The sequence below is a fragment of the Streptomyces sp. NPDC096152 genome (genome assembly GCF_044763235.1).
Taxonomy (GTDB): domain Bacteria; phylum Actinomycetota; class Actinomycetes; order Streptomycetales; family Streptomycetaceae; genus Streptomyces.
Genome location: NZ_JBIWFW010000006.1, coordinates 392434 through 415912 on the forward strand (window position 1 = coordinate 392434; position 23479 = coordinate 415912).

Genomic DNA, 23479 nt, shown 5'->3' on the forward strand with positions numbered 1-23479 from the left:
AGGGACATCCCCCCACGAGAAAGGCCCCTCGCACATGGACGGAGCACGACCCCTCCCCAGCAGACGACGGCTTCTGAAGGGCGCCGCCCTGGCCGCCGTACCCTTCGCGTTGCTCCCCGCCACGCGGGCCGGGGCACGGCCTCAGGCCGTGGACTACCCGTCGGCCGAGTGGCGGCCGGCGAGCAGTTCCAACTACACGGCCTCCGACCGGCCCATGTCCTACTCCATCGACCGGGTGATCATCCACGTCACGCAGGAGACGTACGCGGACACCTTCGCCATCTTCGAGAACGAGACGGCGAAGGTGTCCACCCACTACGTCGTCCGGTCCGCCGACGGGCACATCGCGCAGTGCGTCCGCGAGGCGGACGTCGCATGGCACGCCGGGAACTGGGAGTACAACACGCGCAGCATCGGCATCGAGCACGAGGGCTGGGTGGACCAGCCGTCCTGGTTCACCGACGCCCTGTACGAGCAGTCGGCCAGGCTCACCGCGGCCATCTGCGACGCGTACCGCATCCCCAAGGACCGGGCGCACATCATCGGGCACTACGAGGTGCCGGGCTCGGACCACACCGACCCCGGACCGAACTGGGACTGGGTCCGCTACATCAGACTGGTCAACCTCACCTGACGGCGGTAGCACAGGCCGCCGCATCGTCCGAGCAACCCGTGTCGAAGAGGTTGTCCAGGCGCACACCGGGAGTGACGATGTCCCCGAGCCGCATCGCCGTCCGGGAGGCCGAGTTGTCCGATCCGTGGGTGGCCCTGGAGCCGGGGGCTGACCCTGCCGAGCGCGTCCGGGTGCTGCGCAGCGCGCACGAGACGTTCACCGCCGGGGGCACGATGCCCAGACCGGTGCGTCCGGTGGTGGCCGACTCGTGGCGGCGGTCCGCGCGCGCGGGCGTCGGACCGGACGGCGCCGCGAGCGTGGAACTCGCGGACGGCGACCTCGGCTCCTACCGGGCGGAGCATCCGCTGGCCGCGGTGATGCCGCTGTTCCGGGAGCTGCTGGGCACCTTCGCCGCCGACGGGGAGCACCTGCTCGCGGTGTGCGACGCACACGGCAGACTGCTGTGGGTCGAGGGCCATCCGGCGACCCGGCAGCGGGCCGGGCGGATGAACTTCGTGCCGGGTGCCCGGTGGGCTGAGTCCGCGGTCGGTACGAACGCTCCGGGCACGGCGGTCATGGTCGACCGGCCGGTGCAGGTCTTCGCGGCCGAGCATTTCATCCGGCAGGTGCAGCCCTGGACGTGCGCGGCGGCCCCGGTGCACGACCCGCGCACCGGACGGGTGCTCGGGGCGGTGGACATCACCGGCGGGGACCGGCTCGCGCATCCGCACAGTCTGGGGTTCGTGCAGGCGGTGGCGCGGGCCGCCGAGTCGCACCTGGCGCTGCTCGGACCGCACGGGCCGGCCACCGGCACGCCGGAGCTGACCGCGCTGGGCCGCGACGAGGCCCGGCTCCTGGTGGACGGCCGCACGGTCCGGCTGAGCCGCCGGCACAGCGAGATCCTGGTGCTGCTCTCCCGCCACCCGGAGGGCCTGATCGGTGACGAGCTGTTGTGCGCGCTGTACGAGGACGAGTCGGTCACTCCGGTGACACTGCGGGCCGAACTGGCCAGGCTGCGCAGGGTCCTCGGCCCGGGCCTGCTGGCCTCGCGTCCGTACCGGCTCACCGTTCCCCTGGGGTCGGACGCGGCCGTCGTGGAGCGGCGGCTGGAGACGGGGGCGGTCGCGGCCGCGGCGACCGCTTATACCGGTCCGCTGCTGCCCGCCTCTCAGGCCCCGGCGGTGGCGCGGCTCAGGCAGCGCCTCGCCGACGGCCTGCGCTCGGCGCTGATCGCCCGCCGCGACCCGGACCTGCTGGCCGACTGGGCGCACGCGCCGTGGGGGGAGGACGACCTCGACGTGTGGCGGGCCCTGGCCGCCGTACGGCCGACGGCGCCGGTGCGCACCCGACTCGCCGCACTGGAGACGGAACTGGCGGCACCCTCCAGCCCGACCCGACTCTCACCCCGCTGACGGCCGACCCGACACCTGCGCCTGCGCCTGCCGTCCGTCTCCGTCCCGCCCACGCCGGCCGCCACCCGAACCGACCCCGCCCACGCCGGCCGCCACCCGAACCGACCCCGCCCGTCCCGGCCACCCCTCCCGCTCGTCGGCCGGGTCCCGGCGGCCTCCTGGGCAGAAGAGCGGACCCGGCACCCGGCGCACCCTCTCGCCGTCCAGGGTGGCCTCGGCCATCTCAAGCGCGGAGGGCCTACTCCACCTCGATGCCGTAGTCCTTGACGAGTTCCTGAAGACCTCCCGTGTAGCCCTTGCCGCCGAGGACGAAGTCCCAGTCCCCGTTCGCCCTGCGGCGGAAGGAGCCGAGTGCCAAGGCGGTCTCGCGGGGTCGGCCGTCGGAGACCTCAAGGCGTCCCAGCTCGGTCATCCCTGGATCGAGAAGCCGGATGAACGCGTCAGTGAAGCCGGAGAGGTCGGCGTGCGGATTGATCTCGGGGTCGATGGCGGCCACGAGAACGAACCGGTCGGCCTCCGCGGGCAACGCGTCGAAGGAGACGCAGATCGCGGCCTTGTCGGGTGGCGTGGCGGGGAGAGCGCGCACGGAGCCGTCCGGCGTCCGCGGGTTGTTGTAGAAGACGAAGTGATCGTCGCTGAGGACCTGGTTGCCTCGGCAGACGAGAGCGCATACGTCCAAGGCGACGCTTCCGGTCCACGACATGCCCAGGACGTTGTGGTCGGCGGTCAGCCGGGTGTCCGGAACCGTCGGCGTCGACCGCGCTCCAGGCCGGCGGGCGCCGTCACCCAGGCGCCCGCGGAGCCCGTGCCGGTGCAGCAGGTCGACGAGTTCGGTTCCCGAGATCAGTTCCAGCGGCTTGCCGTTGGCGAAGGCGTGTGAGCCGGGGCCGAACCCTGACGTCGTCACGAGGACACCCTTGTTGGCGCCGGCGTCCTGAACGGTTCCGTACAAGTCACGCACGGCGGTGGGCGGCACCGTGTTGCGGTAGCGCTTCACCTGCACGACGATCTTGCCGCCTCGGATCGGTGCCGGATCCAGTGCGTCGACGTCCACCCCACCATCGTTGGAGCGTTGGGTGGTGACCGCCTGCATCCCCATGGCCCGGAACAGATCGGCGACGAGATCCTCGAAGGCGATCGGATCCATGTCGTACAGGTCGGGTTCCTCATCGCCGCCGTGCGTGACGACGCGGTTCCCGACGTCCTGCGGCCGGCGACTCGGCCGCACCGGCGTGAGCTGGTCGGGACGGGCCGAGAGCTGCCCCCGCAGCGCATCGGCCAGGCAACTGCAGGCGTCCACCTGCGCCAGGTGCAGGTCGCGGAACGTCGAGCGCGGAGCCATGACGGTCGCCAGGGGGATGTGGCCCGGCCGGCCCGTCGTGGGGTCGTGCCCGTCCACGAAACCGTTCAAGGTCACCGATTCGAGCGCGCCCGGCTCGTCCGCGGCGAAGAGTTCGTGCAGGACGAGCAGCATGCACTGCGCCAGGACCTCGCGGTACAGGGCCCGACGCTGACTCACCGGCCGGGCGGTCTCCTTGTCCTGGTCCGCTCCGGACATGTACCGGACGGACTTGGCCTCGGGGACGACGCCGTATGCGGGCAGCTCCCAGTCCAGCACCAGCTGACCGGCTGCCGGGTCGTAGGCCGCCGCCACCTGACGCGGGAAGCCCTCCGGCCACGCGGTCGAGGCGTAGAGGGCGGCGGAGAAGTACTCGACCACGGAGTCGGGATCGCGGCGCCCGACTCCCTCGGTCAGTGCGACGATGCCGGCGTTGTGTCGCCGCACATCGGCCAGCTGGGCATCGGCCCACTGCTGGTACTGCCGATGGTAAGACGCCAACTGCCGCTGCCGCTGCGCCTCCGCCGCCTGGGCCGCGTGCCAGTCCCGCTCGAAGCGCGCTCGGGCTTCGGCCTGTGCCTGAGCGCGGCGACCGGCCGTCCACCCGCTCTGCGTCTGGTAGTGATCGAAGTTCGGCATGGGCACGGGCTGCGCCAAAGGGCCCGGCGCGAAGGGCTCGACCACTTCGGGGCGTATGAGAGAGGAAGCCCGGAAGGCCGGAGCCCGGCACCCCGAGGCGAGGAGACCTTGCAGCGACGCGACCTGCGCGTCCAGCTCCTCAGTGCGACGCAGTGCCTCCGCCTGCCGGTACTCGCGGTAATTCTGCGCGGCGCGCCGTTGACGGGCACGTTCTTGCTGCTCCTCTTGCCTCCGTCGTCGGGCTTCGGCCTCCACTTGGCGCTGCTGCTGCCTCTGCATCTCGGCCCAGACGCCGACCATGCCTTGAGAACGACGACTCATGTGCTGCAGGCCCTCCCCGAGGCGCTCCGGCTGTCCCCACAACCAGGTGTAACGGGACGACTTTATACAGCGATGGCCGTCTCGCATATCCACTCGGCAAGGGCGGCCGTTCCGGACCGGACCAGGTCGGACCGGGCCGGGCCAGATCGGGACGGGCCAGGTCGGGCCGGGCCGGGCCAGGTCGGGCCGGGTCACGTGGGATCGGGTCGGGCCGGGCCATGCGCTGACTCCCGGTGTCGCGTGACGCGGCGTGACATCTCCCGCTGATGGTCGCCACAGCTCGTGGGCGGCCCGGACACGGTGCCCCGCCCCTGCCCACGAGAGCGGGGCCGCGCAACGTCGTTGCAACGTCTGCCTTCCTAGCCTCGTGCCGAGAGCTGCCCAACGGCGGGCAGCGCTGCTGAGGGAGGCACACCAGGATGACCCGTTACGCGGCGCCCGGCACCGAGGGCGCGATCGTCTCCTACCAGGCGCGCTACGACCACTTCATCGGCGGGGAGTACGTGCCACCGGCCCGCGGGCAGTACTTCGAGAACCCGTCGCCGGTGAACGGGCAGCCGTTCACGGAGGTCGCGCGCGGCACGGCGGAGGACGTGGAGCGGGCGCTGGACGCGGCGCACGCGGCCGCCCCTGGCTGGGCCCGGACGTCGGCGACGGAGCGCTCCGACATCCTGCTGAAGATCGCCGACCGGATGGAGGCGAACCTCGAAGCCCTCGCGGTCGCCGAGAGCTGGGAGAACGGCAAGCCGGTCCGTGAGACGCTGGCGGCCGACATCCCGCTGGCGATCGACCACTTCCGCTACTTCGCGGGCGCGATCCGCGCGCAGGAGGGCTCGCTCTCGGAGATCGACGACGACACGGTGGCGTACCACTTCCACGAGCCGCTCGGGGTGGTCGCGCAGATCATCCCGTGGAACTTCCCGATCCTGATGGCGGCGTGGAAGCTCGCTCCGGCGCTGGCCGCGGGCAACGCCGTGATCCTGAAGCCGGCCGAGCAGACCCCGGCCTCCATCCACTTCTGGATGAGCCTGATCGCCGACCTGCTCCCGCCGGGTGTGCTGAACATCGTCAACGGCTTCGGCGTGGAGGCGGGCAAGCCGCTGGCCTCCAGCCCGCGGGTGGCGAAGGTGGCGTTCACCGGCGAGACCACGACGGGGCGGCTGATCATGCAGTACGCCTCGGAGAACATCAAGCCGGTCACGCTGGAACTCGGCGGCAAGTCGCCGAACATCTTCTTCGACGACGTCTCGGCGCACGACGACGACTTCCTGGACAAGGCGCTCGAGGGCTTCACCATGTTCGCGCTCAACCAGGGCGAGGTGTGCACGTGCCCGTCCCGGGCGCTGATCCAGAGCGGCCACTACCGCGAGTTCCTGGAGGCCGCGGTCGCGCGCACCGAGCTGATCAAGCCGGGGCACCCCCTCGACACCGACACGATGATCGGCGCGCAGGCCTCCAACGACCAGCTGGAGAAGATCCTCTCCTACTTCGACATCGGCCGGCAGGAGGGCGCGCGCGTCCTGACCGGCGGGGAACGCATCCAGTACGACGGCGAGTTGAAGGGCGGCTACTACGTCAAGCCGACGATCTTCGAGGGCGACAACCGGATGCGGATCTTCCAGGAGGAGATCTTCGGGCCGGTGGTGTCGGTGACGTCCTTCGACGACTTCGACGACGCCCTCAAGATCGCCAATGACACGCTGTACGGGCTCGGGGCGGGCGTGTGGACCCGGGACGTCAACACCGCCTACCGCGCGGGCCGCGCGATCCAGGCCGGCCGGGTCTGGACGAACTGCTATCACGCCTACCCGGCCCACGCCGCCTTCGGCGGCTACAAGCAGTCCGGGATCGGACGCGAGACGCACAAGATGATGCTGGAGCACTACCAGCAGACGAAGAACATTCTTTGTTCCTACAGCCCTCAGAAGCTTGGCTTCTTCTAGAGCCTGAAGTCGGTTGCCTGGAGGCATCGTTGCGCTCCAGGCAACCCGAAATAACGGCTACCCAGTGTAACAAATTGGAACCTTCGCGCTACTGCCTGACACCCAAGGGAGTCTCGCCCGGACCAGTCGTGGACCAAACGGCGCCGAACGACATCACCCCACGAGCCGCCCGCTCATGAGCGTCGCGAGTCCGGGACTTCCCGGGACCGGCTCGAGACAACGGCCGAGCTGCCCCCGCGCGACCTCGTCGTCGAGTTCATGGGGCACCCCATCGGGTTCCGCCATGGCCGGCGGGGGCGGCGAGCGCCTCGGGGACACCGCCAACTGTCCGCCCGACGAGAGAAGCTGCCTCGGGGCGCTCTCGGCCCACTTGCTCCTGAGCGCCGACGGCACCCGCGTCTCGACCATTTCGAGTGGACCAGTGCCGAGGCCACCGGAAGGTGGCAAACGCCGGAAAACAAGACAGGGTGCACGAGACCTTCTCCAGCACCGGGCGAAGGGTTCGGCCACGGAAGGTGGTACCGCTTTCATCCCTGCCTGTTCCGGCCGCCGGCGTGATCGATCGTGCCGAGGCACCCGCTGCGGGTATCCCGCTCCGTCGGGAAAAGGAGATCGCACAGGCAATGGATCACCCTGTCCGCTCTCCGGGTACCGTCAGGGTATGAGTCATCCGCACCCCGAGCTGAAAGCCGCACCGCCCCTTGTCGAAGGAGGGCTGCGGGTCATCGCCCTGGGCGGCCTGGGTGAGATCGGCCGCAACATGACCGTCTTCGAGCACGCGGGCAAGCTGCTCATCGTCGACTGCGGCGTGCTGTTCCCCGAGGAGACCCAGCCCGGCGTGGACGTGATCCTGCCGGACTTCACCTCGATCCGGGACCGGCTGGACGACATCGTGGCCGTGGTCCTCACCCACGGCCACGAGGACCACATCGGCGGCGTGCCCTACCTGCTGCGCGAGCGGTCCGACATTCCCGTCGTCGGCTCCAAGCTGACGCTGGCGTTCCTGGAGGCCAAGCTCAAGGAACACGGCATCCGGCCGCGCACGGTGCGGGTGCGGGAGGGCGACCGGCGTGGCTTCGGGCCCTTCGACTGCGAGTTCGTGGCGGTCAACCACTCCATCCCCGACAGCCTCGCGGTCGCGATCCGCACCCGGGCCGGGATGGTGCTGCACACCGGCGACTTCAAGATGGACCAGTTCCCTCTCGACGACCGCATCACCGATCTGCGCGCCTTCGCCCGCCTCGGCGACGAGGGCGTGGACCTGTTCCTCACCGACTCCACCAACGCCGAAGTACCTGGCTTCACCACCTCCGAGCGAGAGCTGAACCCGGCGATCGAGCAGGTGATGCGCACCGCGCCGCGCCGGGTCATCGTCTCCAGCTTCGCCAGCCACGTGCACCGCATCCAGCAGGTCCTGGACGCCGCCCACCAGCACGGCCGCAAGGTCGCCTTCGTCGGCCGGTCAATGGTCCGCAACATGGGCATCGCCCGTGACCTGGGCTATCTGAAGGTCCCCTCCGGTCTGGTCGTGAGCACGAAGGAGCTGGAGAAGCTCCCGGACCACAAGATCACGCTGGTGTGCACCGGCTCCCAGGGCGAACCGATGGCCGCGCTGTCACGGATGGCCAACCGCGACCACCTGATCCGCATCGGCAAGGGCGACACCGTCCTGCTCGCCAGCTCCCTCATCCCCGGCAACGAGAACGCCATCTACCGGGTGATCAACGGGCTCACCCGGTGGGGCGCCCACGTGGTCCACAAGGGCAACGCCAAGGTGCACGTCTCCGGGCACGCCAGCGCCGGCGAACTCGTCTACTGCTACAACATCGTCAAACCCCGCAACGTCATGCCCGTGCACGGCGAATGGCGCCACCTGCGGGCCAACGCCGACCTCGCCATCCGTACCGGTGTCGACCCCGACCGGGTCGTCATCGCCGAGGACGGCGTCGTCGTCGACCTCGTCGACGGACGCGCATCCATCACCGGCAAAGTCCCCGCCGGCAACGTCTACGTGGACGGCATGGAAGTCGGCGGCGCCACCGAAGCGTCCCTCAAGGACCGCCTCACCCTCGCCGCCGAAGGCGTGGTCACGGTGGTGGCGATCGTCGACGCGGACACCGGCGCCCTCGCCGAGCCCCCCGACTTCCTGGCCCGCGGCTTCGTGCACGACGACACCACCTTCGAGCCGGTCATCCCCGTCATCGAGAAGACCCTGGCCACCGCGGCCGAGGAAGGCGTCGGGGACGCGCGCCAGCTCGAACAACTCCTCGCTCGCGCCGTGGCGAACTGGGCGTTCCGCACCCACAGCCGCAAGCCCCTCATCATCCCCGTCATCATCGACGCCTGAGCCGCAGCCCGGCAGACGGTCCCCGTTCCGGCCCTGGCCCCGCCGGCCTAGAGGTCGGGCACGGGAGTCAGCAGCCGCCCCGGCCTGCTGGGGTGGCAACGCACTCCACATGACGAGTCCTCGGGAACACATCCCAAGGACTGGAGGCGCGAAAACCCGCAGCTCAACGGGGGCTCCCCTACTTTGGGGGGCGGTCCCTGGAGCGGCCGGAGCGTCAGACGAGCCTCACGGGTGCGCCAGGCGACGGTGTGCAGGACCTCGCCCACTTGTACGCCGCCGTCACCCGCGACAAGACCACCGGGCTCGATGAGGCGACCACGTTCACCGACGGCGCCCCAGCACCACCTCATCGACCAGATCCAGCAAGCAGCCAGTGAGAGGGAACACGCGCTTGGCCGAGTGAAATGCCTTTCACGGAAGATGCGGTGCCATAGCATCTGCCCGGCACCGGGCTTGGCGCGGGCCCCTCGCGCGTCCGGGACAGCACACTGAGCACCAGCGAGCGGAGTCACCGTGACCGTATGCGGGCCTGACTGGGGCGGTGGGCCGACCACTCGTACTCCGGAGAACGGGGACGGCCGGGGCAGCGCGATGACCTTGGCGGGGACTCTGGCGGCGGAGACCGCAGCGCCCGTGGAGTCACTCGACGTGATCGCGCGCATGCTCAGGGAGCAGCTCGGGGCAGTTCCTCATCACCGACTTCACCGGCGGCTCGGTCGTACGGCTGGGGGCGGCGGGCAGCGTCGAGACCGATTTACCCGCGCGGCGCATCACGCTGCGGGACACCCTGTACGACGACGTGATCCGCACGCAGCGGCCGAACGTGGAGGACAAGGGCGAGGGCGCGCTGGTTCGGATCGTGGCCCCCGTTACCAATCGCGGGGACGCCATCGGGCTCCTCGAACTGTTCCTGCCCGCGGCGCCGGACGCGGAGGTGATGCGGGCGATCGGCGAGACCGCGCACGCCCTGGCGTACATCGTCATTGCGAACCGGTCCTTCACCGACGTGTACCAGTGGGGCCGCCGTACCACCCCGCTGAGCCTGGCCGCGGAGATCCAGCACCGGTTGCTCCCGGCGTCACTGTCGTGTGAGGCGGCGCAGTTCGCGGTGGCCGGGGCGCTGGAGCCGGCCGACCACGTCGGGGGTGACACCTTCGACTACGTGATCGACCGGGACACGGTCCAGCTCTCTGTGACCGACGCCACGGGTCACGATGTCGACGCCGCGCTGCTGGCGACCCTCCTGGTGGGCGCCCTGCGCCGGGCCCAACGGGCCGGTGCCGACCTCGCCGAACAGGCCCGCCAGGCCGACCATGCCGTGCGGGAGCACGGCCGCTAGAGCTACGTCACCGGCCAGCTCCTGCGTACCAGCCTCATCGACGGCAGGACCGAGTTCATCAACGCCGGGCACCCCTGGCCGCTGCGGATGCGGGATGGACAGGTGCGGGAGATCGCTCCGGAGATCGATATGCCGTTCGGCGTCCATGCCCCTCACAACTATCGGGTCCAGTCGCTGGACCTGCGTCCGGGCGACCGGCTGGTGATGCTGACCGACGGCATGCTGGAGCGCAACGCCCGCAGTCTCGATCTGTCGGACCTGATCGTCCGCACCCGCGCGCTGCATCCCCGTGAGGCCGCTCGCACCCTCGTCGCGGCGGTCGTCGACGCCCACCACGGCCACCTGCAGGACGACGCGACCGTCATGTGCCTGGACTGGCACGGTGTCGGCAAATCCCAGCGGGACGCCGACACCGGAGCCGACCTCGCCGATGCCTCCGCCCGGCGAATGGGGCGGACCGTTGCCGGGCGATGACTCGGGAACTTCTCCGATACCCCGCTTCAGCGGGCTCGGGGCGCCTCCATCGCTGGTCGGCTGAAGACCGCTGTCTCGTCTTTCTCTCGCTCCTCCGTCCGCCCAGGGGACGGCCCGCCCGTCGCGGAGCAGCACGCGGCAACGTGTGTGACGAGCGGCGCGAGCCCGAACCTGTCGCGGTCAGTAGGTGGCGAGGGAGATGGCGGCGTAGTGCGCGGTGAACGCTGCCACGGTCAGGGCATGGAAGACCTCGTGATAGCCGAACCAGCGGGGTGAGGGGTCGGGCCGCTGCAGGGCGTAGACGACCGCGCCCGCGCTGTACAGGAGACCACCGACAACGATCAGGACGACTACGGCTGCTCCGCCGGTGTGCAGGAAGTCGGGAAGGTGGCTCACCGGCGCCCAGCCCAGGGCCAGGTAACACGGGGTGTACAGCCAGCGCGGAGCTCCGACCCACAGGACCCGGAACGCGATGCCGGCCAGCGCTCCCGTCCAGACGATCCACAGCAGCACGGACCGCTGGTCGGGCGGGAGGAGGAGCACGGCCAGGGGGGTGCAGGTGCCGGCGATGATCAGGAAGATGTTGGCGTGGTCGAGGCGTCGCAGAAGAGCCTCCCCGAGCGGTCCCCAGGTGCCGCGGTGGTAGACGGCGCTCGTCGCGAACAGCAGCCAGGCGGTGATCGAGTACACGGCGCAGGCCAGTACCGCCTGCTGAGTACCGGCCAGGCAGATGAGTACGACGCCCGCGATCAGTGCGGCGGGCACCATTCCGGCGTGGAGCCAGCCACGCAACCTCGGCTTGATCGGTTCGGCCAGGTCGGCCACCCACTCCACCAGAGCAGCAACCGAGTGAGCCCCCTTCCCCGTCTGGTCGCCTGGTGATTCGTCGGATAGCCCGTCTGCACGGCGCTTTCCCCGCGCTGACACGACGTGACCACATTCGACTTCAGCGGCGTCGTGGGACACAAATTCTCGTCCTCTCCCGGGCTCCTGGGCGTCACTGGCAACCATGCGGTCACGCTAGGAAACCTCACCCGGACACATGACGGGAGGTCGGTCCAGAACCCCAGGGCCACGTCGTCGGGACCGAGCCGGTTCGCCACCGTGGGAACTTCAGCCCCGTTGACCTACCGCCAATTGGGCCTGCCGAAGCCGAGTAGAACGGCTGGTCCTGGGAACGATCAGGGCTTACGAACGGGCATCTCCGCTCGCCTACGCGCAAGGATCGCCGATGCTTCCTGAGGTCCGCCCCTACGTATCCACCGCACTCGCAGACCAGTTGGAACACCAACTGGACCTGGCTCCGCATCTCGAGGCGGGCCGGCTCGATGTGGAGGGCGTCGCCGGCGTCGCAGTGGTCGCAGCCGCCCACTCCGATGGCTACGCGGCCACCGGCCATCTCCTCGGGCTGCTGGCCGCGCTGCCTGCCCCCACCGCGGCAGGAGAGCGCTTCTGGTCGGACCTGTGGAGGTCTTCGGGCACCGCGTACCTGCTGCCCGTCAACATCAAGGATTCGGTCCTGCGTTCGCTGGCAGGAGAGGGAACCGCCCTGGCCCGTCAGGTCCTCTCGGCCGTCGATGAGATGACCCCGCCCCAGCGCTTCGCGGCCGGGGAGGTGATCGGTCAGGCCCTCGTCGAGTCCGACCATCTGCCCGACCTCAAGACACAGGTCATCGGAGAACTGTGGCTCCGAGATCTCGAGCTCACCGCCTGGCGCGTCCTGCACGCAGACCGCAGGTCGGACGATCCGGCTGGGCGGAAAGCCTTCCTCGACGCCTGGACGAGCGTCTGAACGTCGGCTCCTCCCAACTGCACGGTAGCCGCGCCAGACATGCGGCTCCCGTGCCCGACGACGCTTGCCGCGACTGGAGAGTCGGGCCGCCCCGGGGCCGAAGTCGCACCGGCCCCGGGGCGGCCCAGGATCAGGGGCCGCACGGGCGGCGGCCACCTGACGCGGCGTGCGCGATCCCTCGGGCAGGTCTGCGAGGTCAGGCCGGGTTGATGTTCTCGGCCTGCGGACCCTTCTGGCCCTGGGTGACGTCGAACGTCACGGCCTGGCCCTCCTGGAGCTCCCGAAAGCCTGTGGAGTTGATCGCGGAGTAGTGCGCGAAGACATCCGGGCCGCCGCCGTCCTGGGCGATGAAGCCGAAGCCCTTCTCCGCGTTGAACCACTTCACAGTTCCCGTTGCCATGTCTTATGCCTTCCAGTCGATGAACGCCTCCCACTCCCTGTGGCAGACGGAGGTGATCGCCCTGGTCCCTGCGGCACAGCACAGCAAAACACCCACACCAAAGGCGCGGGCAAGAGGGAATTCCGAACCACGACAGCTGACACAGACGCTACACGCCCACACACCGCGTCACCACAGGAAACGATGATCAGGCCACACACGAGACCGTGCGTGCGATGCCCGCCCGGCGCTGACGGGCACGCTCATCTCATGCTGCTGCCGTTGGGTTCGCTGATTCGGCGGCGCGGCGATATTCGGCGTTGATGCGCTGGGCTTCCTCGAGTTGGTCTTCCAGGATGACGATCCGGCAAGCGGCCTCGATGGGGGTCCCGTGGTCGACGAGTTCCCGAGCGCGGGCGGCGATGCGCAGCTGGTAGCGGGAGTAGCGGCGGTGGCCGCCCGCGGAGCGCAGCGGGGTGATGAGGCGGGCTTCACCGATGGCGCGCAGGAAGCCCTGTGTGGTGCCGAGCATCTCGGCGGCCCGGCCCATGGTGTAGGCGGGGTAGTCGTCGTCATCGAGACGGCCGAACGTGTCGTCTGCTGTCATCGCACCTCTCTGTGGAACGCGCGGAGGGGCCCTGGCACCGTACTGGCACCAGGGCCCCGAAGGAACTACTACACCATCTGCCGGCCCTGATACTGCACCGGCCCTGTGGTTCCGCGGACCCGACCGAGATGTTGTCGGGGGCGCGGGGATCGCGGTTGCCTGACCGGAGACCACCTCACTATCGATGTCCTGCGGTACCCGGGCCAAGACTTCCGCCCGGGCGATCCTGATGGCGCTCGGCTCCTCCGTTCTTCCCTCTTGATCAGCTACTCACTGACGGAAACTGTGAACTGCTGGTACCGCGAACTGCTGGTGGCCTCGAACAGCGCCACTCTTCGGCAGCCAGCCCCGTCGCCCGTCCTGCGTCTGCTCTGGCTTGGAACCCCACTGCCGAACCTCCCGGTGCGCGCGTCCGCAGCCGACGCCTTCACCGAGGTACTGCTCACTGACTTCACTGCTGGGTACTGCGATCCTTCATCTACGGGTACTGCCACTGCGGTACTCCTTATGGCGGCCCCTGATCACTGCGGGCCACCCGGTCCGGTCGTCAGTCCCGTCGCCGCCCTGCGACCGCTCTGGCTTCGGAACTCCACCACCGCACCGTCCTGCGAACTGCAACTGCGTTACAACTGCCCGGCAGTTCATCTCTGCCGGGCCTCTCTCGATCTCGGCTACGAGAGAAACCATAACCACACCGCCACCCAATGTCTACTCTGGCTGGCATAGATTTTCGTGTGCTCGGAAGCGAGGTGAGCCGCCTCGACCGGTCCATGGCTGGCTCAAGCAGCTCCGAGGCTCAGTCCGGCGCTCACAGTGACCCACCGTCGCGCAGCACGTCGGGCTGAGCGTGGCGTCGCCGACTGCGCCGCGGCTACCGTCGACGGGCACCGGCCGACACTGCGGCTCGCGAAGTACACCACCGGCCGGCACGGACGCCCCCAGCCGTGACGCCCCGCAGGTCGGCCGTTGACGGGCGCGTCACGAAGGTCTGCGCCGCCCTCGACGATCCCGGGATGATCGAGCAGCTCGTGGCGAACCGGCACGGCCCCCGAGACACGGGCTCACGGCAGCAGGTGCCGTGATACGTCGACTGCCGCTGCGCACTGGAACTGAATGCACATCCCGACACCAACCAGGTCGCCGTTCACGACCCCAGCCGGCATGTGCCGCGCATGCGCACCCCTGACCTGAACGGCGGCACCGGGGGCTTCGGCCGACCCATGGTGACCGGTCTCGCCCACGCCACGGCGGTCACCCGACGGGCCTCCGGCGGCAGGACCGCTGTGGTCACCAGGGGCGCTGTCATCACCGGTCGGCTTGCCGCCGAAGCGGTGTGGAAGCAGAGGGGGTCGGATGTGCTGAGGGATTCCGCCCGCTTGGGCGAGTTCGCCACCGTCTTCGACGCCCCCGTGAAGAGGGACGGGCCGACCACGCATCTGCACTTCCACGTCGCCCGCATCCTGCAGGGCCAGGTGGGGATCCCGGAGACGGGCGGGATGTACCGGGTCGCGATCGAGGACGTCAGCGCCTGGACCGTGGGCGACTTCAGCTACTCCCACCACTGAGCGACGGCGACAGGAACCGGCTGGACGCAGTGTGGGCCCGACCGGCGTGCCGATCGGGCCCACACTGCTGGTCAGGTGTCGGCTTGCGCCTGTTTCTCTCGGTCAGGCCGTGACGGGGGCGCCGAGCATGGCGGAGTCGTGCTGCAGCGAGTTGAGGATGCCCACGGGCGCGGGCACGGCCTGGGGGAGGGTGCGGCAGGTGAAGCCGAGCTGGGCCATGGCCCGGGAGACTTCGGCTGCGCTGAAGTCACGGCGGTCCTGGCCGGTGATGACCTGGCCGACCTGCTTGAGGGGGTAGTGGCGGCGGCCGATGGTCACGGATTCGCCGGTGACCGGTTCGGGCTTGACGCCCTTCATCGATTCCAGCACGCCGACCTTGGTGAGCTCGAAGGGGAAGCGGGCGATGACGCAGCGCATGTGACCTCACAAGGGAGAAGGGAGAACGGTCCGACCGCGGACGGGACTCTCAGCGGAACAGGGCGAGGACACCCGGGGCGTTGTCCTGCTCGCCGACCGCCGGCAGGGCGTCGGGCCGACGGATGCGCGTCGCTCGCCTCGGGGGTGATCGTCTCGGGAAGCGCGAACTCGCCCTGCACTGCGGCGGGCCGGCGGCTGTAACTGCCGGAACGGGCAGGGCCGCCGGAACGGCGCGGCGTCTGCGAGGCGAAGGGGCCTTCCTCGATGTGGCACATATCAAGGAATTCCCGCAGCGATGAGCGCCATGGGGAATCACGAGTATGGACCGGATACAAAAGAAAGCAGATCTGGCCGGCAGAAATCTCTGGAGGCGCAGGCGCTGGAATGGGTGACGCGATGGGGACCTCGAGATTGGCGTCGGCTACGGATCCCGCGGGTGAAACCGCTGCGGGAGATGCGTGCAGCTGGGGCCCGCACCCCGAAGGATGCGGGCCCCAGCTACGTATTTGCGCATCAGCGTCAGGCCGGAACGATGTTCTCGGCCGTCGGGCCCTTCTGGCCCTGCGCGATGTCGAAGTTCACCTTCTGGCCCTCGAGCAGCTCGCGGAAGCCCTGCGCCGCAATGTTCGAGTAGTGGGCGAACACGTCAGCGCCGCCACCGTCCTGCTCGATGAAGCCGAAGCCCTTTTCCGCGTTGAACCACTTCACGGTACCAGCAGCCATGTCATATCTCCCTTGGGGCAGTGCATCGGCCTCCGCACCGCGCGGACGCCGGGTCGCCGCGATGATTACCCCGCCCGGAAATGACCGGAAACACAAAAGCGCTCCCGACCGGGGTAAGCCTGGTGGGGGCACTTGAAGTCTCGGGAACCACAACTGCAACTGAGATCGACAGTAGCACGCGGGAGCGGCACGTGTGCGTTGGATAATTGCACTCTGCTCGGCGCGGCAAAAACTCGTACTGCATGGTCCCTCAAACTCTGCCCTCTCGGGCACAGATATTGATTCACTCGGAGTGAAACGTCTCAAGAAGAGTCGCCAACGGCACCAGAGCTCTTAAGGGCGCGACGACGTACGCGGCTATCCGTAAGACGCCTCTTCGAAGGGGTCCAGCAGCTCGTATCGACATCGCCGTGGACCGGATCCCGCGGTACGCGCACTACCGCACTGACCGTCCGAGGATCTGCCTCAGCGATGGGTTGCACACCGGCCCGTCCTCGCGTTGGCGGCTGGGCCCGCGGCACTGATCGCCGCAGCTGGCGCCGCGGGCCGGAGCGGAAGCTATCTCGTCGTCGACGCGACGAGGCTGGCCGGCCGCTCAACCACCAGCCCGGCGCCGACTACCCCGATGACCGCGCCCTGCTCCTCGCCTGCCCGGACTCGCCCAATCCACGCAGCAGACACGGCCTGAGCCGACCGCCCCGACGCCTTTGACGCACCACGTGAGCCTTGTTCCAGCGAGTGCCGGTTGAGTCCGCAGCTCCGCGAATCCCGGCTCGACGCGCCGGCCCTCGGCAGGACTCTTTCGTTCAGCGGCGGACGGTGTCACTGCTGGATGTGTCGGACAGGGCGATGCGGGCTGTGATGCGCTTGCCGACCGGCTCCTGTTCGGTGAAAAGGTCCAGGGTGACGGCTTTGACGATCTCCGGGCCGTGCTGGCCGATCCGATCGGGATCGGCAGGCCGTGCAGCGGGCACGATGGGGTCACTGTCCCACACGACGACGTCCACGGCGCAGGCGGTGATGCGCAGTTCCATCAGGACGGGACCGGGGGCGTATTTGAGGGCGTTGGTGACCAGCTCGCTGACCACCAACTGCGTGAGATCCAGGGCACGAGCGGGCACGGGCACGTGGTGATCGACGTGAGCCTGGTCGAGGAAGGCGACAGCGTGGTGGCGAGCGTCGGCGATACAGCCGACGCCTCCATCCAGGGCGTATCCGGCTCGCATCAGGTACCGATCTGCGGTACGGCCGTCACCGTCGGCATAGGATCCCACGTATCTCGCCCTCACTCCCTCCGTCGACGCGCGCGAGTACCCGCGGCAGCGAGGCGCAAGCCACCGGGAAACCGTCCGGCACGGCTGCCTGGGCGCATGCCGCCGCGGCGGTGCGGCGGAATCGTCCGGGCACGCCCTGAGTGGGCAAGCCTAGGTGCAGTCGAGGACCTGAATCCCTACCCGGGCCGGTCCGGGACGCCCTGGTGAGGCGAGCGCCGCTCCACCGCCGCGGCCAGTTCCCGGCCCACCGGCTCCGGCAACGGTCGGCCCAGCGCCCAGGCGATGACGGCCTTCGCGACCGTGTGCAGTTTGACGTCGGTGCGCTGGGAGACCTCGCGCAGCACGTCGAACCCGGCGGCTGGTCGAATGCGGCGGGTCGCGACGAGAACACCGATGGCCTGGTCGACCGTCGCGTGGGAGTCGACCGCCTGACGCAGCTCAGCGTTCTCTCGTCGAAGACGGGCCACCTCGGCGTCGGACGTCCGTCAGGCAGGGGCCGCTCTTCGCAGGAGGTCGTCATGACGGGGCTCTGTAGGGGGTGGGTTTCCCTACGGCTGCCCGCGACCGGAACACCAAGACGTTCTCAGAGTGACGCGAAGATCACATGGAGTGTGGGAGCAGGGGCGGGAAGCGACCGTGGGCCGACGTGACATCGGCGAGCGTGAGTGCCGTCGGCGCAGATAGGCCAGTGCGGTGGCGGGCCCCGCCGGTGCCCATCAGGGCGGCTCGGGCCAGGGCGGGCCGCGAGCGTTCGGCTGGGCACCGCGATGGGCGGCGTCTTCGTCAGCCCGGCGTTCCAGTGCGAAGCGGAGTTCAGGAACACCCTGTCTCCCGCCGTTCCCGGGCAGGAACAGCACAGCCGCCGGAGGTGTGCGTGTGGAGACGAGGCGGTCGTACGGAAGGTACGCGGCGACCGGGCAGGCGGGGAGTAGCGTGGTAGCGAGGGTTACGGGGAGTTTTCATGCCCTCGGCGGTAGCCGTCCTCCTCACCGCCACCGGCGGTCGGCGGCCTGCCAGCGCCGAAAGGCAGGTGAGTTCCATGGCCGTCTCCGAGCCCTCTCCCCCGGCAGGACTCCTGGCGGACGGTGCGTACGAATCCCTGCGCCCCGGAACGGCACTCCTGCGGCTCACGACCACCCACGACCGTGAGGGCGTTTTCGACGGGGCGTGGTGGCCCCGCTCCAGGAACCCAGGCGCCGAGCTGCCCGGCCTGATCTCCGCGCTGACCGACCGGCTCGGGCCTGTCGCCCGCGTCGGCCTGGACCGAGACTCCTGGGACGAGCTGCCGACCCGGATGACTGTCGACGGACGCGTCGTGCGCATCGACTCCTCCGTCGTGGGGGACGACACCGCCCTCGTGACCCGTGGCGACCGCGATCTCTTCTCGCTGCTCGTGATTCCGCCGGACACGCCCCTGCCCGCGGCAAGGGCCGCGATGGCCGATGCGGTCCGTACCGGCAATCTCCGGCGGGCCGGGCAGATCCTGGTGGAGACCGGCAGTGATCGGGACCGCCCCAGCGGCCCGCCGGCGTAGCGGCACGCGCCGATCGCCGAGCGGATCGTCGTGACAGTCGTGCGGCCGGGTTCCTATAGGACCATCGGGTTACCGGAGTTCCGGTGGCCCGGGGACCGGGCCACCGCGGCGGAGTGTCCCGTGAGAGGGTGCGCGACGTGGTGGAGGACGTGAGACCGCGGAGAGCGGGGGCGGCGGCTGTCGCCGGCGGAACCGGGGCTGTGGCATCGGATCGTCGAGCAAGCCGGCCCCATCGTGACCGCACCGCGGTTCATCAGGGCCGGCAGGCCGGCCGGACGCTGAGTAGTTCGGTCCTCAGCACGGGCGTGCCGTCGACAGGCGCCGGGTCCTGCGTAGTTGGTTCGATTCCGCCAGCAGCGATCTTGTCGAGCGTCTTCAGACCGGCGGCACCGACCGTGCCGAACACCGTGTAGTTCGGTCGCAGCGCGGAGTCGCCGTATACGACGAAGAACTGCGAACCGTTCGTGTTCGGACCGGCGTTGGCCATCGCCAACAGACCGCGCCCGTAAAGGCGACGGACGCCGGTCGGATCGCTCGGTGCCGGCGGCAGGTCCACCGGCAGCTCGTCCTTGTACGCGTACCCCGGCCCACCCTCGCCAGTGCCGGTCGGGTCGCCACACTGCAGGACCTTCAGCGTCGGATACGCCGTCAGTCGATGGCACACCGTACGGTCGTAGAACCGGTGTCGCGCCAGGTGCACGAAGCTCTGGACCGTGCACGGCGCCTTCGCCCGGTCCAGACGCAGCGGGAGCGGGCCCTGGCTGGTCGGGACAGCCATATCGACCGTGCCGTGACTGGGGGTGTGCCGCGGGTCGGGCGGCAGGGGAACCCGCCGCGCCGCCGGCTCGTCCGGAGTCTGGGTGTACTGGCAAGGACCGTGCGTGGTTCGCGGCCGGGTATCGGAAGCGGAGGCGGTGGTGCTGCCCCCGGACACGACCAACGCTGCTGCCGCCAATGCAGTCATGAGAGCTCGGTTCATCCTTCACGCCCTCCAAAAGATCGCCAGATTTCGGAGCCGTCGCAGTCTAGAGCGCGGCCCGGCGGGCGAGAACCCGTCCGCTAGCCACATCCGTCTCCCAGCCTTCGGCCCGCGCCGCAGGCCACTTCGTTCGAATGCGGCACAGCGTCGGCTGGCCGATCAGGGCGTCCACCCGGTGCACGACGGATGCTCCCGGAACCCGGTCGAGCGGCCTCCCCGGTCCACGCAGAGGCCCTCAACGAACGCTGCCGTGTGTATGAATCTCACCGGGGTGCCGCTGTCGAGACGGACGGCGCCGCTGCCGTCATCTCGGGTCACTCCGGGGGAAGGCGTCGCCGGTCGGCCAGCGTTCCGGCAGACCGAGAGCAGTGTGGACGGAGCGAATCGCGGGCTGGCGCTCGACCTGGATCCCAGCCAGTTGCGCGGTTGCCCAGTAGGGAAGATGGGGGCGGGATCACGACGCCGACGGTGGGCCAGGTCCCGGCCGAGCAGATAACCGACGTCCAGACTGACGAGCAGCCAGACCGCGCCGACCACCGGCAACGACACCAGCCACAACGCGTCCCGGGCCCACACCGCCACCGCCGGCCGTCCACGCCGCCAGGACAACGGTGAAACCAACCACGTCCCATACCCGCATGTTCCCTCCCCCTGCTAATGCGGAGGGCGACGCTACGAAGATCTTCGCCCCCCCGGAAACGGCGCAGACATGGCCCCCCGATCGCCGCGGTCATCACGCAAGGCAGCACTGGCCAGTGTTACCGGACTCGTCCCTCACCCCGGTGCGCAACGCGTGCACACTTCGACGGGAACCGCCGGCAACTCCCCAGGTAGAAACGGGATGCCCAAAGGGCTCTGACCTCGCTGTAAGGCCAGGTCAGACCCCCAAGAGCAGACGAGTCAGGCTGTACGCCTGGTTCCATCCGCGGCCGCTGCCCGGATGCCCCACGCGGGTCCCCTGACGAGCGCCCCCAGGGCAATCGGGGCATGCCGTTTCACTGCTCCCCCACGCGGCGACCGATCCGGTACATGGGCTTGGGCTTGGCACCCTCCGAGCAGGGCCATGGACCCGACGATCTTCCGGGCTGACTTCGACCAGCTGGACAACCGTTCGTCGCACGAGGGCCTGGAGAGCGGCCAAGCAGCAAGATCCGGACCATACGCGGACCAGGAGGCCGCTCCCTGTCTCCCTCGAGGATGTTTTCGCAGGTCAGTAACCGATCAAGCTTGTACCACCAGCAGACGAAGAACTTGCTCGTGTCGTACTCGCCGAAGAAGCTGGGCTTCTTCTAGCCGCAGAAGCGGGGCGCCTGACCAGGGCCGTTGCCCGGCAGGCGCCCCTGTCAAGCTCACCCTGGGTCGCGAAGCGAAGTTCGACTGCGTTCCCGGGCCAAGTCCGAGCTGACGCGCCCTCTTCAGCGCCACGCCGACCCGAACGGAGGCGACTGGACCAACACCAGGAGCCGCGGCAAGGTCTGCCCCAGCAGCTGGACGCCGATCAGCGCCACGCCGAGCGGATCGTGCGACGAGCACGCGCCCGCGAGTACGTACCAGAGCGGCGGCCTGCCAGGCGGCCTGAACCAGGTCACCTGGCGGGCCGGACCGCTTCCCCACCGGTCGGCTTCCGTGAAGGGGGAAGAGCCGGGGTTTGCCGGAGAGCCGGCCGTTTCGGATCAGCCCGAACGGCGAGAACGACGGTGGCCTCGTGTCGACATCATCCTGTACTGCCCGGCGCCGCTGCCGCAGCGCATCACAGCGTCGCGGTCGTCTCCTTCCCGGACGCGCTGCCTGCGAGCCACTTGTCCCATCCCAGGTTGAAGTCGGCATAGCCGTTGTCCGCCGGGGCCTTGGCACGGGGTGAGCCGGTGATGGTGACGGGGTCGCCCTGCTCCACCTGGCCGTAGAACCACTTGGCGTCCGACATGGACAGGTGGACGCAGCCGTGCGAGCCGCGGGCGCTGCCGCTGCCCGGGTTGGGATCGCCGGTCGAGTAGTGCACGTACGTGCCGGACTGGGTCAGGTGGACGTCCCAGGGCAGCGTCAGGTCGTAGTAGTTGGGGCTGCCCTTCTCGCAGCTGATGCCAACGCTGCAGGAGGTCATGTGGACCTTCTCCTGCTTGTCGATGACGGCCATCGTGCCGTTCCACGTCGGATAACGAGCGCTGCCCGCATTGATCGGCAGGGTGCGCAGCACCTTGCCGTTCCGGGACACCCTCATGGTGTGGCCGGTCACCGAGACATCCGCGCGCACATCTTCGCCGATCTTGAAGGTGTGCGTGTAGCTGTGCACGCCGTAGCGTCCGTTGCCGTTGCCGACGCCCTTCATGTCGACGTCGACCTTCACCTTCGTACCGGAGGGCCAGTACGTCTTCGGTCGCCAGTCGGCGCGCTTGTCGCCGAACCAGTGCCAGGCGCCGACCACGGGCTGCGAGGCGCTCACCTTCATGTGCTTCTCCACCGTGGCCCGTGCCCTTGCCGCCACCGGGTTGGCGAAGACCACCGAGATCGGCATGGCCACGCCGACCGTGGTTCCTGTCTGCGGGGTGATCGTCTCCAGCAGCAGCGGCGGGCCCGCGGGCTTCGTCGGTGACGCAGAAGCGCTCGCACCGGGCTTGCCCGACGCCTTGGCGTCGTCCCCGCTCGCCTTGTCACTGCCGCCCGCACCACAGGCACTCGCGCCCACCAGCATCGCACCCGTGACGAGTGCGATCCCTATGCCGCCCCTGCGCCGTCCCACTACCTGCCCCGCTCACTCGTTCTTCGGCCCTGACGGGCCCGACTCACTGTCAGACGGCGAGGACCCGGGCCGCAGTTGCGCGGCGCGCGTAAAACCTCCCTCAAGACTCGGCGCGACCACGCAGGCCGCGCTTCGATCCGGTCGGTCAGCCCGAGCACCCCCGGGGTCGGGACGGCGGTGCTCTCCAGGGCGGTCAGGTCCGCGCCTCGCGGGCCACGTCGTGCGCCGACGCCGGCAGGCGACCTGGCGGTGGGCGCCGCAGCACCCATCTGCGACCGTCCTGGTCCAGTACGAGATACGTCAGATTCGACATGAGGAAGCGCTGGTCCTCGACGGCGGCCAGGACGACGTCGGCGACTTCGGCCGGCTCCAGGACGTCACCGGCGGAGATGACGGCCCGCGTCGCGGCCCTTCCCAGCGCGTCCGCGGAGTCCTCCCCCAGGGACAGCATCCGGGTGTTCACCCCCATCGGGCACAGACAACTGACACGGACCCCGCGATCGCCATAGGTGACACTCAGCCATTCGGCGAAGGCGACGGCCGCGTGCTTGGTGACGGCGTACGTGGCGGAGCCGATCCGGGTGAGCAGTCCGGCCGCCGAGGCCGTGCTGACGAAGTAGCCCTCACCCCGCTCGAGCCACCGCGGTACCAGCAGCCTTGCCGCACGGATGTGGGCTCGCAGGTTGACGTCGATCGAACGGTCCCAGTCCTGCTCGTTCGCGTCGAGGCCGAGCGCCCCGGCGATGCCCGCGTTCGCGAAGTAGAGATCGACCGGGCCGAAGGCGCTCTCCGCCAGGTCGACCAACCGCTGGATCTCCTCGGTGTCCGACACGTCCGCGCCGACGCTGACGGTGCTTCCCGGATGGTCGGCGTCGACTCTCTCCGACACCGCCCGCGCGCCCCGAGATCGCGGGACCGTGCTCTTGCCGACTGCATAATTGAATCCGGCGTCAAGTTCAATATTTGCCCGTGCCTGGCGCCGCGCGAGGCACGGCTTTCGACCGGCCCTGTGAAGGAGGCGAGAAAAAGAAGAGCACCCGGCGGT

General features: G+C 69.4%; 18 protein-coding genes and 1 pseudogene. 8 read left to right on the top strand and 11 right to left on the bottom strand.

Translation table 11 applies throughout. The annotated features are described in order from the left end of the window. Positions 1 to 34: 34 nt before the first annotated feature. Together ACIQ9G_RS22300 and ACIQ9G_RS22305 are read left to right on the top strand one after the other, a co-directional pair. A complete protein-coding gene (locus ACIQ9G_RS22300) occupies positions 35 to 634 on the top strand; it encodes an N-acetylmuramoyl-L-alanine amidase (RefSeq protein ID WP_403612220.1) in 600 nt (199 codons plus the stop codon). A 113-nt stretch (positions 635 to 747) separates the two neighbouring features. After that, positions 748 to 2025: a GAF domain-containing protein gene (locus ACIQ9G_RS22305; protein ID WP_403612639.1), complete on the top strand. Its 1278-nt coding sequence runs from the start codon at positions 748 to 750 to the stop codon at positions 2023 to 2025. A gap of 238 nt (positions 2026 to 2263) precedes the next feature. On the opposite strand, the gene ACIQ9G_RS22310 is transcribed toward ACIQ9G_RS22305, so the two are convergent. Further along, positions 2264 to 4324, bottom strand: coding sequence for a restriction endonuclease (locus tag ACIQ9G_RS22310; RefSeq protein WP_403612641.1), 2061 nt, complete (start codon positions 4322 to 4324; stop codon positions 2264 to 2266). A gap of 419 nt (positions 4325 to 4743) precedes the next feature. On the opposite strand from ACIQ9G_RS22310, the gene adh reads away from it, so the two are divergent. From adh to ACIQ9G_RS22325, 3 genes and pseudogenes are all read left to right on the top strand, one after another. Continuing rightward, positions 4744 to 6267, top strand: a complete 1524-nt coding sequence (gene adh, locus ACIQ9G_RS22315; protein WP_403612223.1) for an aldehyde dehydrogenase — start codon at positions 4744 to 4746, stop codon at positions 6265 to 6267. A gap of 661 nt (positions 6268 to 6928) precedes the next feature. Beyond that, complete coding sequence (locus tag ACIQ9G_RS22320; protein ID WP_403612226.1) at positions 6929 to 8614, top strand: ribonuclease J; 1686 nt, start codon at positions 6929 to 6931, stop codon at positions 8612 to 8614. A gap of 591 nt (positions 8615 to 9205) precedes the next feature. Then, positions 9206 to 10427: pseudogene (locus ACIQ9G_RS22325) on the top strand (PP2C family protein-serine/threonine phosphatase). Positions 10428 to 10607: 180 nt separating this feature from the next. Here the strand turns inward: ACIQ9G_RS22325 and ACIQ9G_RS22330 are convergent. Then, a complete protein-coding gene (locus tag ACIQ9G_RS22330) occupies positions 10608 to 11438 on the bottom strand; it encodes a hemolysin III family protein (RefSeq protein WP_403612229.1) in 831 nt (276 codons plus the stop codon). A gap of 220 nt (positions 11439 to 11658) precedes the next feature. Here ACIQ9G_RS22330 and ACIQ9G_RS22335 point away from each other — a divergent pair, with 220 nt between their 5' ends. Beyond that, positions 11659 to 12219 carry a hypothetical protein gene (locus tag ACIQ9G_RS22335; protein ID WP_403612231.1) on the top strand — a complete coding sequence of 187 codons (561 nt, stop codon included), beginning with the start codon at positions 11659 to 11661 and terminating at the stop codon, positions 12217 to 12219. 196 nt (positions 12220 to 12415) lie between these two features. Here ACIQ9G_RS22335 and ACIQ9G_RS22340 read toward each other — a convergent pair whose 3' ends face one another. Both ACIQ9G_RS22340 and ACIQ9G_RS22345 read right to left on the bottom strand, forming a co-directional pair. Continuing rightward, positions 12416 to 12619: a cold-shock protein gene (locus ACIQ9G_RS22340; RefSeq protein ID WP_123545149.1), complete on the bottom strand. Its 204-nt coding sequence runs from the start codon at positions 12617 to 12619 to the stop codon at positions 12416 to 12418. A gap of 247 nt (positions 12620 to 12866) precedes the next feature. Continuing rightward, positions 12867 to 13205: a MerR family transcriptional regulator gene (locus tag ACIQ9G_RS22345; RefSeq protein ID WP_189593232.1), complete on the bottom strand. Its 339-nt coding sequence runs from the start codon at positions 13203 to 13205 to the stop codon at positions 12867 to 12869. 1172 nt (positions 13206 to 14377) lie between these two features. Between ACIQ9G_RS22345 and ACIQ9G_RS22350 the strand changes: the two genes are divergently transcribed. After that, a complete protein-coding gene (locus ACIQ9G_RS22350; protein ID WP_403612233.1) occupies positions 14378 to 14770 on the top strand; it encodes a hypothetical protein in 393 nt (130 codons plus the stop codon). A gap of 102 nt (positions 14771 to 14872) precedes the next feature. Here the strand turns inward: ACIQ9G_RS22350 and ACIQ9G_RS22355 are convergent, their stop codons facing one another. The 4 genes from ACIQ9G_RS22355 to ACIQ9G_RS22370 all read right to left on the bottom strand — a co-directional run bounded on the left by ACIQ9G_RS22355 (position 14873) and on the right by ACIQ9G_RS22370 (position 17651). Further along, entirely contained in the window at positions 14873 to 15187 is a 315-nt protein-coding gene (locus ACIQ9G_RS22355; RefSeq protein WP_403612235.1) for an SCO5918 family protein, read from the bottom strand. A gap of 519 nt (positions 15188 to 15706) precedes the next feature. After that, positions 15707 to 15910, bottom strand: coding sequence for a cold-shock protein (locus ACIQ9G_RS22360; protein ID WP_003973099.1), 204 nt, complete (start codon positions 15908 to 15910; stop codon positions 15707 to 15709). Between the two features lie 806 nt (positions 15911 to 16716). Then, positions 16717 to 17184: an ATP-binding protein gene (locus ACIQ9G_RS22365; protein WP_403612238.1), complete on the bottom strand. Its 468-nt coding sequence runs from the start codon at positions 17182 to 17184 to the stop codon at positions 16717 to 16719. 176 nt (positions 17185 to 17360) lie between these two features. After that, positions 17361 to 17651 (bottom strand): ANTAR domain-containing protein, encoded by a 291-nt coding sequence (locus tag ACIQ9G_RS22370; RefSeq protein WP_403612241.1) that lies wholly within the window; start codon positions 17649 to 17651, stop codon positions 17361 to 17363. Between the two features lie 572 nt (positions 17652 to 18223). On the opposite strand from ACIQ9G_RS22370, the gene ACIQ9G_RS22375 reads away from it, so the two are divergent. Continuing rightward, positions 18224 to 18718, top strand: coding sequence for a DUF5994 family protein (locus ACIQ9G_RS22375; protein ID WP_403612244.1), 495 nt, complete (start codon positions 18224 to 18226; stop codon positions 18716 to 18718). 253 nt (positions 18719 to 18971) lie between these two features. Here the strand turns inward: ACIQ9G_RS22375 and ACIQ9G_RS22380 are convergent, their stop codons facing one another. The 3 genes from ACIQ9G_RS22380 to ACIQ9G_RS22390 form a co-directional block, all read right to left on the bottom strand. Beyond that, on the bottom strand, positions 18972 to 19682 hold the full coding sequence (locus ACIQ9G_RS22380) for a peptidylprolyl isomerase (RefSeq protein WP_403612247.1): 711 nt from the start codon (positions 19680 to 19682) through the stop codon (positions 18972 to 18974). Between the two features lie 1765 nt (positions 19683 to 21447). Next, a complete protein-coding gene (locus ACIQ9G_RS22385) occupies positions 21448 to 22386 on the bottom strand; it encodes an Ig-like domain-containing protein (protein WP_403612643.1) in 939 nt (312 codons plus the stop codon). Positions 22387 to 22627: 241 nt separating this feature from the next. Next, positions 22628 to 23323 carry an SDR family NAD(P)-dependent oxidoreductase gene (locus ACIQ9G_RS22390; protein ID WP_403612250.1) on the bottom strand — a complete coding sequence of 232 codons (696 nt, stop codon included), beginning with the start codon at positions 23321 to 23323 and terminating at the stop codon, positions 22628 to 22630. Positions 23324 to 23479: the final 156 nt, after the last annotated feature.

Excerpts from the sequence above, each read along its gene's own strand:
- ACIQ9G_RS22300 (WP_403612220.1), top strand. The coding sequence starts at position 35 with ATGGACGGAGCACGACCCCTCCCCAGCAGACGACGGCTTCTGAAGGGC.
- ACIQ9G_RS22310 (WP_403612641.1), bottom strand. The coding sequence starts at position 4,324 with ATGAGTCGTCGTTCTCAAGGCATGGTCGGCGTCTGGGCCGAGATGCAG.
- adh (WP_403612223.1), top strand. The coding sequence starts at position 4,744 with ATGACCCGTTACGCGGCGCCCGGCACCGAGGGCGCGATCGTCTCCTAC.
- ACIQ9G_RS22320 (WP_403612226.1), top strand. The coding sequence starts at position 6,929 with ATGAGTCATCCGCACCCCGAGCTGAAAGCCGCACCGCCCCTTGTCGAA.
- ACIQ9G_RS22330 (WP_403612229.1), bottom strand. The coding sequence starts at position 11,438 with ATGGTTGCCAGTGACGCCCAGGAGCCCGGGAGAGGACGAGAATTTGTG.
- ACIQ9G_RS22335 (WP_403612231.1), top strand. The coding sequence starts at position 11,659 with ATGCTTCCTGAGGTCCGCCCCTACGTATCCACCGCACTCGCAGACCAG.
- ACIQ9G_RS22340 (WP_123545149.1), bottom strand. The coding sequence starts at position 12,619 with ATGGCAACGGGAACTGTGAAGTGGTTCAACGCGGAGAAGGGCTTCGGC.
- ACIQ9G_RS22345 (WP_189593232.1), bottom strand. The coding sequence starts at position 13,205 with ATGACAGCAGACGACACGTTCGGCCGTCTCGATGACGACGACTACCCC.
- ACIQ9G_RS22350 (WP_403612233.1), top strand. The coding sequence starts at position 14,378 with ATGCGCACCCCTGACCTGAACGGCGGCACCGGGGGCTTCGGCCGACCC.
- ACIQ9G_RS22355 (WP_403612235.1), bottom strand. The coding sequence starts at position 15,187 with ATGCGCTGCGTCATCGCCCGCTTCCCCTTCGAGCTCACCAAGGTCGGC.
- ACIQ9G_RS22360 (WP_003973099.1), bottom strand. The coding sequence starts at position 15,910 with ATGGCTGCTGGTACCGTGAAGTGGTTCAACGCGGAAAAGGGCTTCGGC.
- ACIQ9G_RS22375 (WP_403612244.1), top strand. The coding sequence starts at position 18,224 with ATGGCCGTCTCCGAGCCCTCTCCCCCGGCAGGACTCCTGGCGGACGGT.
- ACIQ9G_RS22380 (WP_403612247.1), bottom strand. The coding sequence starts at position 19,682 with ATGACTGCATTGGCGGCAGCAGCGTTGGTCGTGTCCGGGGGCAGCACC.
- ACIQ9G_RS22385 (WP_403612643.1), bottom strand. The coding sequence starts at position 22,386 with ATGCTGGTGGGCGCGAGTGCCTGTGGTGCGGGCGGCAGTGACAAGGCG.